Source organism: Brevibacterium sp. RIT 803 (assembly GCF_016892625.1).
GTDB lineage: Bacteria > Actinomycetota > Actinomycetes > Actinomycetales > Brevibacteriaceae > Brevibacterium.
The window spans coordinates 16606-33031 of the sequence record NZ_JAFEMW010000002.1; the positions used below are offsets into that span (position 1 = coordinate 16606).

15 protein-coding genes and 1 pseudogene are annotated in these 16426 nt (G+C 62.3%); 13 read left to right on the top strand and 3 right to left on the bottom strand.

The annotated features are described in order from the left end of the window. Positions 1 to 43 precede the first annotated feature (43 nt). The 6 genes from aceE to JTF07_RS07350 all read left to right on the top strand — a co-directional run bounded on the left by aceE (position 44) and on the right by JTF07_RS07350 (position 7818). Complete coding sequence (aceE, locus tag JTF07_RS07325; RefSeq protein WP_204233657.1) at positions 44 to 2806, top strand: pyruvate dehydrogenase (acetyl-transferring), homodimeric type; 2763 nt, start codon at positions 44 to 46, stop codon at positions 2804 to 2806. Between the two features lie 150 nt (positions 2807 to 2956). Next, a complete protein-coding gene (locus JTF07_RS07330) occupies positions 2957 to 4156 on the top strand; it encodes a PucR family transcriptional regulator (RefSeq protein ID WP_204233658.1) in 1200 nt (399 codons plus the stop codon). A 55-nt stretch (positions 4157 to 4211) separates the two neighbouring features. Further along, complete coding sequence (locus JTF07_RS07335) at positions 4212 to 5117, top strand: ACP S-malonyltransferase (protein WP_204233659.1); 906 nt, start codon at positions 4212 to 4214, stop codon at positions 5115 to 5117. Positions 5118 to 5136: 19 nt separating this feature from the next. Then, a complete protein-coding gene (locus JTF07_RS07340; protein WP_204233660.1) occupies positions 5137 to 6138 on the top strand; it encodes a beta-ketoacyl-ACP synthase III in 1002 nt (333 codons plus the stop codon). A 118-nt stretch (positions 6139 to 6256) separates the two neighbouring features. Continuing rightward, complete coding sequence (locus JTF07_RS07345) at positions 6257 to 6508, top strand: acyl carrier protein (protein ID WP_009882400.1); 252 nt, start codon at positions 6257 to 6259, stop codon at positions 6506 to 6508. A 65-nt stretch (positions 6509 to 6573) separates the two neighbouring features. After that, positions 6574 to 7818, top strand: coding sequence for a beta-ketoacyl-[acyl-carrier-protein] synthase family protein (locus JTF07_RS07350; RefSeq protein ID WP_204233661.1), 1245 nt, complete (start codon positions 6574 to 6576; stop codon positions 7816 to 7818). 361 nt (positions 7819 to 8179) lie between these two features. Here the strand turns inward: JTF07_RS07350 and JTF07_RS07355 are convergent, their stop codons facing one another. Then, a complete protein-coding gene (locus JTF07_RS07355) occupies positions 8180 to 8671 on the bottom strand; it encodes a DUF3145 domain-containing protein (protein ID WP_204234149.1) in 492 nt (163 codons plus the stop codon). 230 nt (positions 8672 to 8901) lie between these two features. Here JTF07_RS07355 and JTF07_RS07360 point away from each other — a divergent pair, with 230 nt between their 5' ends. After that, positions 8902 to 9285 (top strand): immunity protein CdiI family protein, encoded by a 384-nt coding sequence (locus JTF07_RS07360; RefSeq protein ID WP_204233662.1) that lies wholly within the window; start codon positions 8902 to 8904, stop codon positions 9283 to 9285. A gap of 370 nt (positions 9286 to 9655) precedes the next feature. On the opposite strand, the gene JTF07_RS07365 is transcribed toward JTF07_RS07360, so the two are convergent. After that, positions 9656 to 10597 carry a GlxA family transcriptional regulator gene (locus JTF07_RS07365; RefSeq protein ID WP_204233663.1) on the bottom strand — a complete coding sequence of 314 codons (942 nt, stop codon included), beginning with the start codon at positions 10595 to 10597 and terminating at the stop codon, positions 9656 to 9658. 107 nt (positions 10598 to 10704) lie between these two features. On the opposite strand from JTF07_RS07365, the gene JTF07_RS07370 reads away from it, so the two are divergent. Both JTF07_RS07370 and JTF07_RS07375 read left to right on the top strand, forming a co-directional pair. Then, positions 10705 to 11016, top strand: a complete 312-nt coding sequence (locus JTF07_RS07370) for a putative quinol monooxygenase (protein ID WP_075846768.1) — start codon at positions 10705 to 10707, stop codon at positions 11014 to 11016. Between the two features lie 106 nt (positions 11017 to 11122). Continuing rightward, positions 11123 to 12447, top strand: a pseudogene (locus JTF07_RS07375) (ISL3 family transposase). Between the two features lie 376 nt (positions 12448 to 12823). Here JTF07_RS07375 and JTF07_RS07380 read toward each other — a convergent pair. After that, positions 12824 to 14182, bottom strand: coding sequence for a site-specific integrase (locus JTF07_RS07380; protein ID WP_204233664.1), 1359 nt, complete (start codon positions 14180 to 14182; stop codon positions 12824 to 12826). Positions 14183 to 14488: 306 nt separating this feature from the next. On the opposite strand from JTF07_RS07380, the gene JTF07_RS20840 reads away from it, so the two are divergent. From JTF07_RS20840 to JTF07_RS20845, 4 genes are all read left to right on the top strand, one after another. Further along, a complete protein-coding gene (locus tag JTF07_RS20840) occupies positions 14489 to 14683 on the top strand; it encodes a helix-turn-helix domain-containing protein (RefSeq protein WP_204233665.1) in 195 nt (64 codons plus the stop codon). Then, entirely contained in the window at positions 14676 to 15191 is a 516-nt protein-coding gene (locus tag JTF07_RS07390; protein WP_204233666.1) for a DUF3102 domain-containing protein, read from the top strand. Before JTF07_RS20840 ends, JTF07_RS07390 begins: the two co-directional genes overlap by 8 nt. Then, a complete protein-coding gene (locus JTF07_RS07395) occupies positions 15188 to 15556 on the top strand; it encodes a hypothetical protein (protein ID WP_204233667.1) in 369 nt (122 codons plus the stop codon). The genes JTF07_RS07390 and JTF07_RS07395 overlap by 4 nt, the downstream gene beginning before the upstream one ends. A gap of 92 nt (positions 15557 to 15648) precedes the next feature. Then, positions 15649 to 16350 (top strand): HNH endonuclease family protein, encoded by a 702-nt coding sequence (locus JTF07_RS20845; protein WP_204233668.1) that lies wholly within the window; start codon positions 15649 to 15651, stop codon positions 16348 to 16350. Positions 16351 to 16426 lie beyond the last annotated feature (76 nt).

A 16426-nucleotide genomic window follows, 5' to 3' on the forward strand; every position in this document is an offset into this window, starting at 1 on the left:
TCAACACCAACGAAGATCGTGGAGCGGAAGAGAGGACCACACCGTGGACAATCGGAAACAGGGCGGACCGATACTCAATGGGCTGCCCAGCCAGGTGCCCGACATCGATCCCGAAGAGACTGAGGAATGGCTGGCATCGCTGGACGGCCTCATCGACGAGGGCGGACGGTCGCGCGCACGGTACGTCATGCTGCGGATGCTTCAGCGTTCGCGAGAGAAGCAGATCGGCGTGCCGAGCCTGACAGCCACCGACTACGTGAATACGATCGGGCCTGAGAACGAACCGTGGTTCCCCGGTGACGAAGAGGTCGAGCGCCGCTACCGGCGCTGGAACCGCTGGAATGCCGCTATGCTCGTCCACCGTGCCCAGCGGCCCGGAGTCGAGGTCGGCGGACACATCTCAACCTATGCCTCATCTGCCACGCTCTACGAAGTCGGACTCAACCACTTCTTCCGCGGCAAGGACCATCCCGGCGGCGGCGACCATATCTTCTACCAGGGCCACGCCTCGCCCGGCATGTATGCTCGCGCCTACCTCGAAGGCCGGATGAGTGAACAGGACCTTGACGGATTCCGTCAGCAGCAGTCCCACCAGATCGACGGCGAGCCCAGCGGACTGCCCTCGTACCCTCACCCGCATCAGCTCCCCGACTTCTGGGAGCACCCGACCGTGTCGATGGGTCTGGGCCCGATGAACGCGATTGCGCAGGCGCAGTTCGACAAGTACCTGCACAACCGTGGAATCAAGGACACCTCGCAGCAGCAGACCTGGGCGTTCCTCGGCGATGGAGAGCTCGATGAGCCGGAGAGCCGCGGCATGCTCCATGTCGCGGCCTTCGAAGAGCTTGACAATCTCAACTTCGTCATCAACTGCAACCTGCAGCGCCTCGACGGACCCGTCCGCGGCAACGGCAAGATCATTCAGGAGCTCGAAGCCTACTTCCGGGGCGCCGGATGGAACGTCATCAAAGTCGTCTGGGGCCGCGAATGGGACGCACTCCTGGGCAAGGACCGCGACGGCGCACTGGTCAACCTCATGAACGCCACCCCCGATGGTGACTACCAGACGTACAAGGGAGAGTCCGGCGGATTCGTCCGTGACAACTTCTTCGGACGTGACCCCCGCACGAAGGCCATGGTCGAGGACTACAGCGACGAGAGGATCTGGAATCTCAAGCGCGGCGGTCACGACTACCGCAAGGTCTTCGCCGCATACAAGGCTGCCGCCGAGCACACCGGCCAGCCGACCGTGATTCTCGTCAAGACCGTCAAAGGCTACTCGCTGGGACCTCACTTCGAGGCCCGCAATGCGACCCATCAGATGAAGAAGTTGACGATCGACGACCTCAAGCTGGCCCGCGATCACTTCCAGATCCCGATCTCGGACAAGGACCTCGAAGCCGACCCGAAGCTGCCCCCGTACTATCACCCCGGGAAGGACGCTCCGGAGATCAAGTACATGCAGGAACGTCGTCAGACCCTGGGCGGATACTCCCCCGAACGACGCAGCACGCACATCGATCTCAAGCTTCCTTCCGACAAAGCCTTCGACGCAGGCAAGCGCGGTTCGGGCAAGCAGACGATCGCCACCACCATGGGCTTCGTCCGAGTGCTCAAGGACCTGATGCGAGAGAAGGAGTTCGGCAAGCGCATCGTGCCGATCATCCCGGACGAGGCTCGCACCTTCGGCATGGACTCGTTCTTCCCGACGGCGAAGATCTACAACCCGCACGGCCAGAACTACATCTCGGTCGACCGCGATCTCTTCCTCGCCTACAAGGAAGCCACCGACGGCCAGCTGCTCCACGTGGGCATCAACGAGGCCGGTGCCACCGCGGCGCTGACCGCTGTCGGCACCTCGTATGCCACGCACGGTGAGCCGATGATCCCGTTCTACATCTTCTACTCGATGTTCGGCTTCCAGCGCAGCGGCGACTTCTTCTGGGCAGCCGGCGACCAGATGGCACGCGGATTCATCCTCGGCGCCACTGCCGGTCGCACAACGTTGGTGGCCGAGGGCTTGCAGCATGGTGACGGTCATTCGCATCTGCTGGCATCGACCTATCCGTCGATCGTGTCCTACGATCCCGCCTACACCTACGAGATCGCCCGTATCGTCCGTGACGGCATCCACCGTATGTACGATCCGGCCGATGAGCGCGACCCCAACGTCATGTACTACCTGACGATGTACAACGAGCCGATGGTCCAGCCCCCTGAGCCAGAGGGCCTCGACGTCGACGGCGTGCTCAAGGGTATGTATCTGCTGTCGAAGGGTCCGGACAACGGCGGCCCGAAGGTCCAGCTCATGGCCTCCGGTGTCGGCGTGCCTTGGGTTCTCGAAGCCCAAGAGCTGCTCGCAGAGGACTGGGGTGTTTCGGCAGATGTATGGTCGGTGACCTCGTGGACCGAGCTGCGTCGCGATGGCCTGAAATCCGAAGACGACCGACTGCTCACGCCAGACGTCGAGGCACGTGTGCCGTATGTGACTCAGAAGATGGCCGAGACCGAAGGCCCTGTTGTGGCGACCTCGGACTTCATGCGCGCGGTTCCCGATCAGATCCGTCAGTATGTGCCAGGCCACTTCACATCCCTGGGCACCGACGGCTACGCGATCTCGGACACCCGTCCGGCAGCACGCCGCTATTACCACGTCGATGGACCATCGGTCGTGACACAGGCTCTGATCTCCCTGGCCGACACCGGGACGATCTCGATCGACAAGGCCGCCGAGGCGGCACGGAAGTACCAGCTCGACGACGTCACAGCGGGCACCTCAGGTTCAACCGAAGGTGCCGGCGCCTGATTGAAGCGCGCTGGGCGGATTCGACACTGCGCTCGACACCGCTATGAGCATGGCCGGAGTCTCTAAGACTCCGGCCATACTTGTCTCAATCGACAAATACTTGTGTGTCGCATACAAGCGAATTGTGGCGAAGCCTTTAAAGTGGTGCCTATGACAACTGACGCCGAGACGCTCCGGCGCCGGGCAGAAACGGCACGCCGTCTGCGGGCTGGAGTGGGAGTCCTCTCCACTGTGACCCTGCAGAGACTTGAAGCTCGGCTCCCCTGGTACCGCAGCATGTCCCCCTCTGATCGATCCTGGGTCGGGCTGTTGGCCCAGTCGGGCATCTCGTCCTTCATCGACTGGTACCGCAAACCCGACACGGATCTGCGGGTCGTCAGCGAGATCTTCAAATCCGCCCCACGCGACCTGATTCGTGCAATCAGTCTCCAGCAGACCCTTCAGCTGCTCAAGATCGTCGTCGAAGTCGTCGAGGAAAGAGTGCCCGACATTGCACGTGCGGTCGAGCAGCCGGCGCTGCGAGAGGCTGTTCTCGTCTACTCCCGTGAGATCGCCTTCGCCGCCGCAGACGTCTATGCCCGAGCCGCCGAGGCCAGGGGCAGTTGGGACGCTCGCTTAGAGGCAATGGTCGTTGATGCTCTGGTTCGCGGCGACTCCGTCGATGAGCTGGCCAGCCGCACCGCCGCCTTCGGATGGCAGTCGGAGGGTCCCGTCAGCGTACTTGTCGGACGGGCCCCGCAGAGGTCGGCCAAGCGCGGACTCGACGTCATCCGACGCAAGGCACGCAAATGGGCCGATGATGCCCTCGTCGGCATTCACGACAACCGACTGCTCATCGTCCTCGGCGGTGCCACCGAGCTCGACGACGCCGTTGAGGAACTCTCCGAATCCTTCGGACCATCCGAAGTCATCGTCGGACCCAGCGTTCCGAGCCTGGCAGAGGCCGCCACCTCGGCGAAGGCAGCGATCATGGCGCTCAAGGCCGCCACCGCACGCCCCGACTCGCCCCGACCCGTCAGGGCAGAAGAGCTCCTGCCCGAGCGTGCTCTGTCTGGAGACACCGTCGCCCTGAGCGAACTCATCAGCCGGTACTACGAACCACTGACCTCGGGGACCGGGCAACTGCTCAAAACGGTCAGCGCCTACGTCGAATTCGGATCGTCGCTCGAAGCCACGGCCAAGGCCCTCTCCGTCCACCCGAATACGGTGAGATACCGGCTCCGGAAGATCACCTCGGCGATCTCACTCGACCCGACGGTCTCCCGCGACGCATTCGTCATCCACATCGCATTGGTCTACGGGCGACTGTCAGATGCCGGGCTATTGTCGAACACCGACAAAACACACTGATCCAAAAGATCCATCCACTAGATTGAACACCGAAGTCGAGTGAAAAGAGAACTGAGTGCTAGCAATCACGTGCCCGGGCCAAGGTGCCCAGAAGTCGGGCTTTCTGAGTTCCTTCCTGGAACTCGACGCCTTCGCCGCACAGATCGACGAACTCTCCTCCGCATCCGGGATCGACCTGCGCCTGCACGGAACCGAATCGGATGACGAGACGATCAAGGACACAGCACTGGCACAGCCGCTGCTCGTCGCCTCAGCGATCGCATGCGCCGCTGAACTCGGGGCTCGGGCAGAGTATGTCGCCGGGCACTCCGTCGGCGAGATCGCTGCCGCACAGATCGCCGGTGTCTTCTCTCCAGCAGACGCCATGAGCTTCGTCGCAGTGCGCGGCGCAGGGATGGCAGCGGCCGCGGCCCAGACGCCCACAGGCATGTCAGCCGTCGTCGGCGGCGAACCTGCCGACGTCCTGGCAGCCATCGAGGCAGCCGGTGCCAGCCCAGCCAACGTCAACGGAGGCGGACAGACGGTGGCAGCGGGATCCTTGGAGGATCTGGAGAAGCTGGCGGAGAACCCGCCGGAGAGAGCACGCGTCATCGCTCTGCCCGTAGCTGGTGCCTTCCACACCGAGTACATGGCTTCGGCGACCCAGGAACTGGCCGACGCTGCCTCGGCGCTGGAGATCACAGATCCTGCCACGTATGTCCTCAGCAACTCCGATGGAACAGTCGTCGAGAGCGGTCAGGACTATGTCGACCGCCTCGTCAAGCAGGTCACGAACCCGGTTCGCTGGGATCTGTGCCAGGAGACGCTGCTGAATGCGGGAATCACCGGAATGATCGAACTCGTCCCCGGCGGCACACTGACCGGAATCGCACGACGCGCCATGAAGGGCGTGGAGACATTCGCCATCAAATCCGCTGCAGACCTCGACGGTGCGCGTGAGTTCGCCGCGGCCCACGCCTGATCATCAAAGGAAGACCATCATGCCAACACTGAAGACAGCAGAATCCGGAACCTTCTCCAAGATCATGGGCATCGGTGCCTACCGTGCCGAGAACCTCGTCACCAACGACGACATCGCCGGACCCATCAACTCCTCCGATGAGTGGATCCGTCAGCGCACCGGCATCGTCACTCGCCGTCGCGCCAGCAAAGACGTCGGTGTCATCGACATGTGCGAAGAGGCCGCGTTGGAAGCGATCGCCTCCTCTGGACTCAAACCCGAAGACATCGGCGGCATCATCATCGCCACCGTCACCTTTGAATACTTCACTCCTTCGGCGGCGGCAGCGCTGACTGACCGCTTGGGGACCGGCCCCATCCCCGCCTGGGACATCAGTGCGGCATGTGCCGGCTACTGCTACGGCATCGGACAGGCCGACGCCTTGGTCCGTTCCGGCGCCATGGACAACATTCTGGTCATCGGTGCCGAGAAGCTCTCCGAGGTCATCGACCCCGAGGACCGTTCGATCTCCTTCATCCTCGGTGACGGAGCCGGTGCTGTCGTCGTCTCGTCGTCTGACGAGCCGGGCATCTCGAAGACCGTCTGGGGCTCGAAGGGCGAGAACTGGTCGACGATCCGCATGACCGAGTCTCTCTACGACGTCCGCGACGACCGTGAGACTCCGTTCCCCACCTTGCGCCAGGATGGGCCGACCGTATTCCGCTGGGCCGTCTGGGACGGCGCCGAGGTGGCCAAAGAGGCTCTTGCCGAGTCCGGCATCGAAGCCTCCGACCTTGCCGCCTTCATCCCGCACCAGGCGAACATGCGAATCATCGACGAACTCGCCAAACAGCTCAAGCTACCAGAGCACGTCGTCATCGCCCGCGACATCGCCGACAACGGGAACACCTCCTCGGCATCCATCCCGCTGGCGACCGAACGTCTGCTGCGCGAGCAGCCTGAACTCAGTGGCGGATACGCCCTGCAGATCGGCTTCGGAGCCGGTCTGGTCTTCGGCGCACAAGTGATCCGCCTCCCTTAAACGGGTTCATTCACGGAAAACTCTCCGTGAATGTCCTAAGATATTCGGCGGGACACTCGTCGAAAAGTTCCTCAACCGGTCGAACAACCCTCGGCTGACACTAGAAAGTAGGAAAGAAATGGCATTCACCGAAGCTGAAGTCCTCGCTGGACTGGCAGAGATCGTCAACGAAGAAACCGGTTTGGCTGTGGAAGCAGTCGAGGCCAACAAGTCCTTCACCGACGACCTCGACATCGACTCCATCTCGATGATGACCATCGTCGTCAACGCTGAGAAGAAGTTCGGCGTGAAGATTCCGGATGACGACGTCAAAGACCTCGTCACCGTCCAGGACGCTGTTGACTACATCAACAAGGCTCAAGAGGCCTGAGAAATTAGCCGAACACGGCCCGTCCACCGACGGGCCGTGTCCACACTATCGACGAGGTTTGTACCATGACACCTAAAGTTGTCGTCACCGGGATTGGTGCGGTAACCCCATTGGGCGCGACGGCCGATGCCACGTGGCAAGCCATACTGGCCGGCAAGTCCGGCGTCCACACAATGGACAATGACTGGTCCGAGAAGTACGGCCTCGCCGTCGACTTCGCAGCACAGGTCGACCCACAGGTCGTGCCCGAGAATCTCAAACGCGTCCAGGCCAAGCGCCTCGACCCCTCCTCCCAGTTCGCTCTGATCTCCGCTCGTGAAGCCATGGCTGATGCCGGCCTCGAGGAGACGGACCCAGACCGCACCGCGGTCTCCTGGGCTACTGGAATCGGCGGTGTCTGGACTCTGCTCGATGCCTGGGACACGCTTCAGGAAGAGGGTCCGCGCCGGGTCATGCCGCTGACCGTTCCGATGCTCATGCCCAATGGGCCCGCAGCAGCCATCGGCATGGAGTTCAAGGCCCGTGCTGGTGTCCAGACCATGGTCTCCGCATGTGCGTCGTCAACCGAGAGCCTGGGCCACGCCTACGACGTTGTGGCCTCCGGTCACGCCGATGTCGTCATCGCCGGCGGCTCCGAAGCTGCAATCCACCCAATCACGATCGCCTCATTCAACTCCATGCAGGCACTCTCACGCCGCACCGACTCCCCTGAGACCGCATCACGTCCCTATGACGTCGATCGCGATGGATTCGTCATGGGCGAAGGTGCGGGAACCCTCATCCTTGAAACCGAGGAGCATGCCAAGGCACGCGGAGCGAAGATCTACGCCGAGGTGTCCAGCTGGGGCATCTCCAACGACGCCTACCACATCACCGGTGGTGAGCCAGGCGGACAGTACGCGCTGCGTGCGATGCAGAGCGCGCTGGACAATGCGGAGCTCAGCCCCGCAGACGTCAAGCACGTCAATGCTCACGCGACCTCGACACCGGTCGGCGATATCCCTGAGTCCTTGGCGATCAGCCAGCTGCTGGGCTCTCACGTCGGTGACGCTCTGGTCAGTGCCACGAAGTCGATGACTGGCCACCTCCTGGGTGGTACAGGCGCTGTCGAGTCAATCCTCACGGTCAAGGCGCTGCAGACACGCACCGCTCCCCCAACGATCAACATCGACGAGGTCGACCCGGAGGTCGTGGGCATCAACATCGTCCGCGACACCCCTGCAGAACTTCCTGCCGGAGACATCGCAGCGATTTCGAACTCGTTCGGCTTCGGCGGCCACAATGCCGTCGTCGCCTTCAAGTCCGTGTGATGCGACAGCGCTTCTCGAGGCGGCGGGCCAGTCACAACTGGTCCAGCCTCTGAGTGACGATCAGATCAGGCCCCAGCAATCATGCTGGGGCCTGATCTGCGTCCGGGCCACCAAATGCCTCGGTCACTCGTGCGCTCGATCAACATCGAGTCAGATGATCGCGCCGGCTCAGACGCGATGATCTGATTCCACGTTGAACGACGCGACAACGGGACCGAACTCGAGTCGACCTATTACTGTATGCTGGCGCATCTGCATACGACTATGGGCACACCCGAGGTAGGCAGGTGTGCCCATAGTCGTTTTTCCGGAGCTTGAGCGTCGCAGTTGGACCTACGGAGCAGGAAGCCTCGTGAGAGTCTCAGCCGACCTTGGTCAGCCAGCGCACCGGAGCGCCCTCGCCTGCGTGGCGGAAGGCATCGAGCTCTTCGTCCCAGGCTTCGCCTAGGGCCAGAGCCATCGCAGTGGAGAGTTTGGTCGGATCACCGGAAGCGCGTTCCATGACGGAGCGAATGCGATCCTCGGGAACCAGAATGTTGCCGGCAGAGTCGGTGACTGCGTGATAGATCCCGAGATCTGGAGTATGGCTCCAACGCCCACCGTCGACTCCGACAGATGGCTCCTCGGTCACTTCATAGCGCAGTGAGTCCCACCCGCGGAGAGCGGATGCGATGCGAGCACCAGAACCCGCTGGCGCACGCCAGCAGACTTCGGCACGCACAAGGCCTGGCGCTGCCGGCTGGGGTGTCCAGTCGAAGCGTGCCTGTGCACCGATTGCCCCGCCCGCTGCCCATTCGATGTGCGGGCATAGCGCGCGAGGTGCTGAGTGGACGAATAGTACGCCCTGTGTCATATCCATTTGTGCCTCCTACCTCGGATACGTCTTCCCCTACGATCCGAAAGGAGGTGCTAGAGCCAATGATAGACGAGTTTTGTCTGTGCGCCAAGCACTGAATGACCTGGTGGCGTCGCGTGTAGCCAGTTTCTGGACGAGGACGGGAAGGGAGGGCGTCCACAGGTTGCCCGCACCAGAGGAACGAAGGGTCGGTAAGGACCAGTGGCCTTGTGCGCTACGATGGCGCCATGCTGCAGGAAGGCGCTGCACCGACCACCGTGCGAATGTTCCCGGACTGTGCTGACACCGTCTTATGGCTCGTCTACCCCGTTGACTATGAGGACACCGATTTGTCCCCGGGACTGATCGGCGAGCTGGAAGCGTGGGAACGGTCGTACTACGAAGCGCTGGACACCGACTTCAACTGGAAAACACCGGAGGATGCCCAGGCCTTTACCAAGACAGGCATCGATCTGGCCGGACAGGTCGCGAACGAACTCGGCGAGGAATTCGTTGTCGAATTCGCCTCTTACGAACCCGCTGCACCGACGTACACGGCTCACAGCGTCAGACGGGCAGACAACGTGGGTGCCGCCACAGCCTTTTCGGGCTCTTCCCAGATGAAGGTGTAGGTCGGCCGGGCGCGTCGGTCCGCAGATAGACGTCGAGGTCTCCCGACGATGGAGGTTCCTACGCCATCCATCCGAAAGACCTCGACGTGCCCGACGCTACCCCGCCGGCCGGCTTCGGCCGCCCTGACCTAACCGCCTTCGCGGCTCATCCCAATCGGCTCTGATCGGGTCTGCTGACCCTCTCGACGAGAACGCAGCGACATCACAGCCACCCAACCCCGACCGTCCGGGAAGCCGGGGCACGTCACATGGGCTGTGCTGCGGGCGTGTCGAGTGGGTAGTCCAGGGGCGACGCAGGAGCGTCGACGCGACGTGCTGAGAGGTGGTTCCAACCGAGCGCTAGGACACAAGCTACAGGCATGGCGATAGGTCAGGAACGGCGTCGCTCCCTGCGCAGGAGGGAGCGCAGAGTCTCGGCGTTTGCGTAGCCGACCCGTAGCGCGATCTCGGCGGAGGTGAGGTCCGTGGTTGCTGAGAGGTGTCGAGCTCGTTCGGTGCGAAGCCGTTGGACGAAGCCGAGCGGAGTGAGGTTGAGCGCCGCACGGACTCGTCGTTCGAGGGTGCGCCGGCTGGTGCCGAGCGACTGCGCGACGAAGGCGACGTTGAACGGTTCGTCCAGGCGGGCGCGCACGAAGCGTTCGAACTCGACGACGATCGGGTCCTCGTGCCGGAGATGTTCGTAGGCGACGAAAGCCGCCTGCGACGGGCGCTCGTCGATGATGAGGAGCTTGGCGACATGTTGGGCCAGGTCGGGGCTGATCGATCGCACGAGTGAGAGCGCGAGGTCGATGTGGGCGAACGCGGCGCCGGCGGTGACGAGGTTCCCGTCGACCACGACCATGGTGTCGAGATCGAGGGCGACGGTCGGATAGCGCTTCAGGAACTCCGGCCCCAGGAACCAGCTGGTCGTCGCCCGCCGATGATGCATCCGTCCGGTCTCGGCGACAGCGAACACGCCGGTGCACGCCGCGGCGATCCGGGTGGTCGCCTCGTCGAGGCGCCCGAGCGAGGCGATGACCGAACGAGCATCTCGGCTCTGGAGGGCGTCGTTGGTAGCGGCGGCCGTAAGGGTTCCAAGCGCAGGGACGACGACCACGTCGAACTCTGCGGACTCCGACAGCGGGTGGTCCACCGACAGGGTCATCGATGCCGTCGTGGTCACTCGCCGTTTCGGTCCGAGGATGGCGAGTTCGATCGGGTCGATCCGCGGGTCGACATCGCCGCGGGCTCCGTCGGCCACCCGCACGATGTCGATGATCGACGCGATAGCCGAACCGAAGCAGCCGTCGATCGCGATCAGTCCGATACGCATGACGTAAACAATAGCAATACTGCCGTATACGCCACTACCCACCGGCCCTCGCTCGTCATACGCTGAACTCGTCACACGAAGAATCACGACTTCAAGGAGAGTCCCTCATGTCAACACCCGCATCACTTCCGTATGCCTTCGTCGCCAAGATCGTCGCGGCCGATGGACAGCACGACGCGCTCGCCGATCTGCTCGCCGGCGCTGTCGCACTCGCCAACGAAGAAGTAGGAACGATTGTCTGGTTCGCGGTCAGGACCCACGCCGACACCTTCTGGATCTTCGATGCATTCCACGACGAGGCCGCTCGCGACGCCCACGCCAACGGCGCCATCGTCGCAGCCCTGATGGCCAACCAGCACCTCCTCAGCGCAGCACCCGAGATCCTGGCGGCCGACGTCCTCGCGTCCAAGCTCCCGTAGTCCGCCAACGCACGAGACGATCGGGCCCGCCGAGTCGGTCCGCAGATAGACGTCGAGGTCTCCCGACGATGGAGGTTCCTACGCCATCCATCGGAAAGACCTCGACGTGCCCGACGCTACCCCGCGGCCGGCTTCGGCCGCCCTGACCTGACCGCCTTCGCTCGACTCGACGGCCTCGGTCTGAGCGTGATCGGGCAACGACTTGAACCGGATCGTGCGGTCCTCGCGTGCCGCGTGGTGGAACCAGATCAGTGGTGCCGACGGTGCGGCAGCGAAGGCGCCGCTCGTGACACCGTGATCCGGCGGTTGGCCCACGAGCCGCTGGGCTGGCGACCGACCGTGCTGGAAGTTGTAGTGCGCCGCTACCGCTGTGCAGACTGCGGACACGTGTGGCGCCAAGACACCAGCGCCGCGGCGGAGCCACGCGCGAAGCTCTCGCGCACCGGGCTGCGGTGGGCGCTGGAAGGGAGCGTGGTCGCACACCTCACCGTCGCCCGTGTCGCCGAGGGGCTCGGGGTCGCGTGGGACACCGCCACCAACGCGGTCCTGGCCGAAGGCAAGCGGCTGCTGATCAACGACCCCACGCGGTTCGAGGGCGTGAAGGTCATTGGCGTCGATGAGCACGTCTGGCGCCACACCAGGCGTGGCGACAAGTACGTCACCGTGATCATCGACCTCACCCCGGTCCGCGATGGCGCCGGCCCAGCAAGGCTGCTGGACATGGTCGAGGGCCGGTCGAAGGCGGCGTTCAAGACCTGGCTCGCCGACCGCGACGACGCCTTCCGTGACGCGGTCGAGGTGGTCGCGATGGACGGCTTCACCGGGTTCAAGACCGCCGCTGCAGAGGAGATCCCGGTCGCGGTCACGGTGATGGATCCCTTCCACGTCGTGCGCCTGGCCGGTGACGCCCTCGACAGGTGCCGGCGCCGGGTCCAACTCGCGATCCACGGGCACCGTGGGTTCAGGGAGGACACGCTCTACAAGTCGCGGCGCACGCTGCACACCGGCGCGGACCTGCTCACCGACAAGCAGAGAGACAGGCTACGCGCGCTGTTCGTTGATGACGCTCACGTCGAGGTCGAGGCGGCCTGGGGTGTCTACCAGCGCATGATCGCCGCCTATCGCCACGAGGACCGGCAACGTGGCCGCGAGCTCATGGAGAAGCTGATCACCGACCTCAGCGCCGGCGTCCCCAAGGTGCTCACCGAGCTCACCACCCTGGACCGGACCCTGAAGAAGCGAGCCGCTGACGTGCTCGCCTACTTCGAACGACCCGGCACCAGCAACGGGCCGACCGAGGCACTCAACGGACGGCTCGAACACCTGCGCGGCTCCGCACTCGGGTTCCGCAACCTGACCAACTACATCGCCCGAAGCCTGCTCGAGACCGGCGGCTTCAGACCCCAACTCCTACACCCCCGATTGGGATGAGCCCCTTTTCGACTATCGCTGCAGAGCTCGAAGCCGAGCAGGAACGCGTAACGCAAATGTTGGCCGAGGCCGGCCCCAATACTGAGTTGACGGTATACGCACCGCTTTCCGGTGATGTCTTCACCTGGGACAGGAAAGCCCCTCAAGCAGAAGATCGTGACTGACACACAGTTGCGCAGTCCCTCACCCAATCGCGCAGTCCCTATTCGGACAGTCGGGATCGGACGACAAAAGACATGAACGAAGACTACAACAGCGGTGCCCCCGGTCGGACTTGAACCGACGACCAAGGAATTATGAGAACTGCCCTACCCACCCGCCACTGCTGGGATCACTGGGAAATAGTGCAAGAAAAGTGCAACCCTCTAACACTCAACTACCGGTCTAGCTCAGCCGTCACACTCCCCCGCGCCCTGTCCACTAGCGTGCCCAGGACTTCAGCCACGCCGTCAAGGTTCTCATCGAACAAGTGACTGTAGGTGTCGAGAGTCTGCGATGCCTTCGAATGCCCAGCGAACCGCTGAGCCAGCTTCACATTCGCACCAGCAGCCACCACCAACGACACACAAGTGTGCCGGAAACCATGAAGCGTGAAGCCGTTATCGAAGTCCGTATCCCCCGGCTCCAGCGTGTAGCCGTACTGAGCATCTGGCAGGCCGACAGCCTGCCTAGTCGCCGAGTCTGCTCGACCCGTCACCAACAGATTATGCTCACGCTGTACGCGCTCCACAGCCGCCCTAGTATCAGAGCCGTAGACATGGAAGTCACCAGAGTACTCAGACACGCCCAGCGCGGCCTGTAGCCGCTCCACAGCCGTGCTTGCCAGCTCTAGGGCAGGACTCAGACCCCGATCACTGAGATTCGTATTCGACAGATCACCACCACGCGGAGCAGTGAACAAGCGATCGTCACGGCCCAAACGCCGAGACTCAGCAATATCTAACGCCATGCGTGTCAGCGGGATAGTCCGCTTCTCGCCGCCCTTAGTCACATCGGCATAGCTGATCCTGTTATTCACCGTGCGCTGAGTACGCCGAACCGCCAACATGTTGCCCGACACGTCACGACCACGGAGAGCCGCCAACTCACCAAATCTCAAACCCGTAAGAGCAAGGAACGTGAACATGTCGGCGTAATGCGCTGGAGCGCAAGCCGACAACCTGAACACCTGACGCAGAGTCAACACCATCCGCTCCACGTCCTGCTTCTCCGACCTAGGCAGGAACCGCAGAAGAGGCTTCACCGGATTGCCATTCACATACCGACCATCCGCAAAAGCAACCAACCTATTGAACTGCCTGACACCCTGAGCCTTACGCCCCGGGGACGGGAAGTCCCCGCGCTCAATCCAATCCCGGACAGCGGCAGGAGTCACCGTAGACAACGGGGCATGATGCCAGCGCGGACTGATCGTCGTTCGATAGATGTTCTCGTAGGACTCAAGACTGTTAGGCGCGGCACCAGTGTTGCCCCGACCACCAGACTTCCCCAAGAACTGCTGATGCTCCTTGTGAAGCTGACCCACCGTCACCTTCTCCGCCCTCGACCGATCCACATTCGACGACGGGTCAAGGTTGTCGTGGGCCTTCCGGTCGAACTCCTCCGCAGCCTTTCGGGTCCGGAACTTCTTCCGCCTGTACTTCCGCTGACCACCAACCATCACCGGATACAACGCCTCCCACTGCAGATGCCCTGCAGGCAACTGCCCATCCCTCGCCAGATTCTTAACGCTCACTACTTCTCCGATCCTCGTCGCTGAGTGCAAGTATATCGACCCCAGTCCATGAGTCGGAACGCACCGATCCCTCTCATTGAATGAGACGACATGGAGTTTAGTACGTTTTGTTCACGCGCCCCAAACCGGTCGCAGATGCCCTGCTCCCCTTGTATCTACTGGTCAACAAAAGGTATGTGACCGAGGTCACGCAGTCCTCCTGTTACTTTCCCGCTGAGGGGACACTCTATTAAGAAGTGAGAAAGGGAAACAGCGGGACACAGAAGGTGTTTCGCCAAAGCATCCCCAGAATCAGACAGGACTGATATGGACAATACCTATGAACCCGAAGTCGTCAACGAGCACGTAGCCGCCGAAATCATCGGCGTCTCAGTGAAATGGCTGCGAAACAACCGACGATCACCATCAGCACCACCATTCTGCAAGATCGGCAGTCGCATTCGATACAGACCCGAATCACTGCGGACATGGGTCCGCCAGCAGGAGGTTGTCAATGGCTGAGATCACCCGCGCGGACACAATCCGCACCGGCCCCGAATGGGCCACCATCATCCGAGACGACCTCAACCGAGCAGTCGAAGGACTCATCTCAGCAGGACAACACCTCACCCAAGCCAAGGCCGACGTGAACCACGGCGAGTGGATACCGATGCTCAACGGCATCGGCATCAGCCAGTCCCACGCAAGCCACCTAATGCAGATCGGCAGAAACCTAAATCAGTCGGACCCGACTGATTTGCCCCGAACCGTCACGGCACTCTATGAGCTATCCCAACTCGACCCCGAGGACATTGAACACGGTGTGGAAGACGGCACTATCCACCCCGACATGACCACCCAAGATGCGAAGAACCTGAAGCAAGAGCCAGAGAAAACCACAGCCTTTGAGAAGGCCATGAAGAACCTGAAGGCACTCCGCAAGAACGCCGACCGCCTGTCCTTCACCGAGCGAGACGAAGTAATCGCCACCGCAGAACGCATCATCACCGAACTCGGAGGACGCAAATGAAAACCATCTCGCAAGGCGCACGGCAAGCCATCAGCTCCACCACCGCACAGCAGAACCTCTACCAAACCCACACCGCTGCAACCGAATGGGAGCGAGCCAGGCTCATCGCCTGCAGTGTAGAGAAAGCCAGCTCACAAGGTGTTGTGATCCGCCCACTCGGAGACGCAGGCAAGGTCATGACACACGAAGCCGCCGAGCACGCTGGCGCCACCGTCGGCATGATTGAGCGCTACCTGAAGACCTGGAACTACGCGGCCATGAATGGCCACTGCGACTCCAGCGGAGCACTCCGACCAGAGGACGGGCAGACGGCCCGTCTACCAGATGAAGATACCTGGAACATGTACTGGGGACAAAGCGAATAGAGCAAGAGCACACCCCTATGGAATAGGGGTGCCTGAAACGCGGGTCAGCGGAGATGCCGCCTGACCGCCTAGACACTGGGGAGGAGGGGGTCGTGAACCCTGACCACAATGATTTATCTGGTACATCACCAGCACCACGTCGGGGACGGCCCCGAAAGGACAAGTCGCCATGCTCGATCGAAGACTGTGAGAAGACCTCGACGCGCAACGTCGACGGCGCTCGCGTCTGCGAAACCCACCGAATGCAGAGCCACCGAAAGCGCCCCGGACTGTGCACGGTTCGCGGCTGTGACGGCCCCGTCAGTCTTGGCAAGAAACGAACACGGCGCTACTGCTCAACCCACTCGATCCGATACCTGACCGACAAGCCCCGCAAGCTCGACGCGGCACTAGCCGAAGTCGCTGACCGTATCGGCATCGACAACGCCACCAGCATCAACTGCTGGATGGAAATCGGAGAAGTCGGGAGAGCCAACGTCGAAGTCGACAACCTTAGGTGGCTGATCACACGGTTCCTGTGGACAGTCCATTACGGGCCAATACGCGGGAAGCTCGAGTTACATCACGTGTGTGGAAACTCCTGGTGCCTAAACCCATCACACTGCTGGCCCCTGACAGGGCCGCAGAATAAGCGCATCGAGAAACGCCTGGGCGATTACAAGGGGCAACTGCTCCTGTCCAGGTTCGCACCCATCACCGAAAGCTTTGACCAGTGGTGCCGAGCCAACAGGCTCGACCACGGAATGATCGAAGCAATCGATAGTGGCGCTCGCCACTACATCGAAGTCCAGTAGCAACCACTCTCAGCAACCACCGAAGGAGGTGAACATCCCATGTCGCCAGGGCACCAGCCCCGGCACTGAGAGAAAC

Coding starts and splice junctions, on each gene's coding strand:
- JTF07_RS07330 (WP_204233658.1), top strand. CDS start 2,957: ATGACAACTGACGCCGAGACGCTCCGGCGCCGGGCAGAAACGGCACGC.
- JTF07_RS07340 (WP_204233660.1), top strand. CDS start 5,137: ATGCCAACACTGAAGACAGCAGAATCCGGAACCTTCTCCAAGATCATG.
- JTF07_RS07345 (WP_009882400.1), top strand. CDS start 6,257: ATGGCATTCACCGAAGCTGAAGTCCTCGCTGGACTGGCAGAGATCGTC.
- JTF07_RS07350 (WP_204233661.1), top strand. CDS start 6,574: ATGACACCTAAAGTTGTCGTCACCGGGATTGGTGCGGTAACCCCATTG.
- JTF07_RS07355 (WP_204234149.1), bottom strand. CDS start 8,671: ATGACACAGGGCGTACTATTCGTCCACTCAGCACCTCGCGCGCTATGC.
- JTF07_RS07360 (WP_204233662.1), top strand. CDS start 8,902: ATGCTGCAGGAAGGCGCTGCACCGACCACCGTGCGAATGTTCCCGGAC.
- JTF07_RS07365 (WP_204233663.1), bottom strand. CDS start 10,597: ATGCGTATCGGACTGATCGCGATCGACGGCTGCTTCGGTTCGGCTATC.
- JTF07_RS07370 (WP_075846768.1), top strand. CDS start 10,705: ATGTCAACACCCGCATCACTTCCGTATGCCTTCGTCGCCAAGATCGTC.
- JTF07_RS20840 (WP_204233665.1), top strand. CDS start 14,489: ATGGACAATACCTATGAACCCGAAGTCGTCAACGAGCACGTAGCCGCC.
- JTF07_RS07390 (WP_204233666.1), top strand. CDS start 14,676: ATGGCTGAGATCACCCGCGCGGACACAATCCGCACCGGCCCCGAATGG.
- JTF07_RS07395 (WP_204233667.1), top strand. CDS start 15,188: ATGAAAACCATCTCGCAAGGCGCACGGCAAGCCATCAGCTCCACCACC.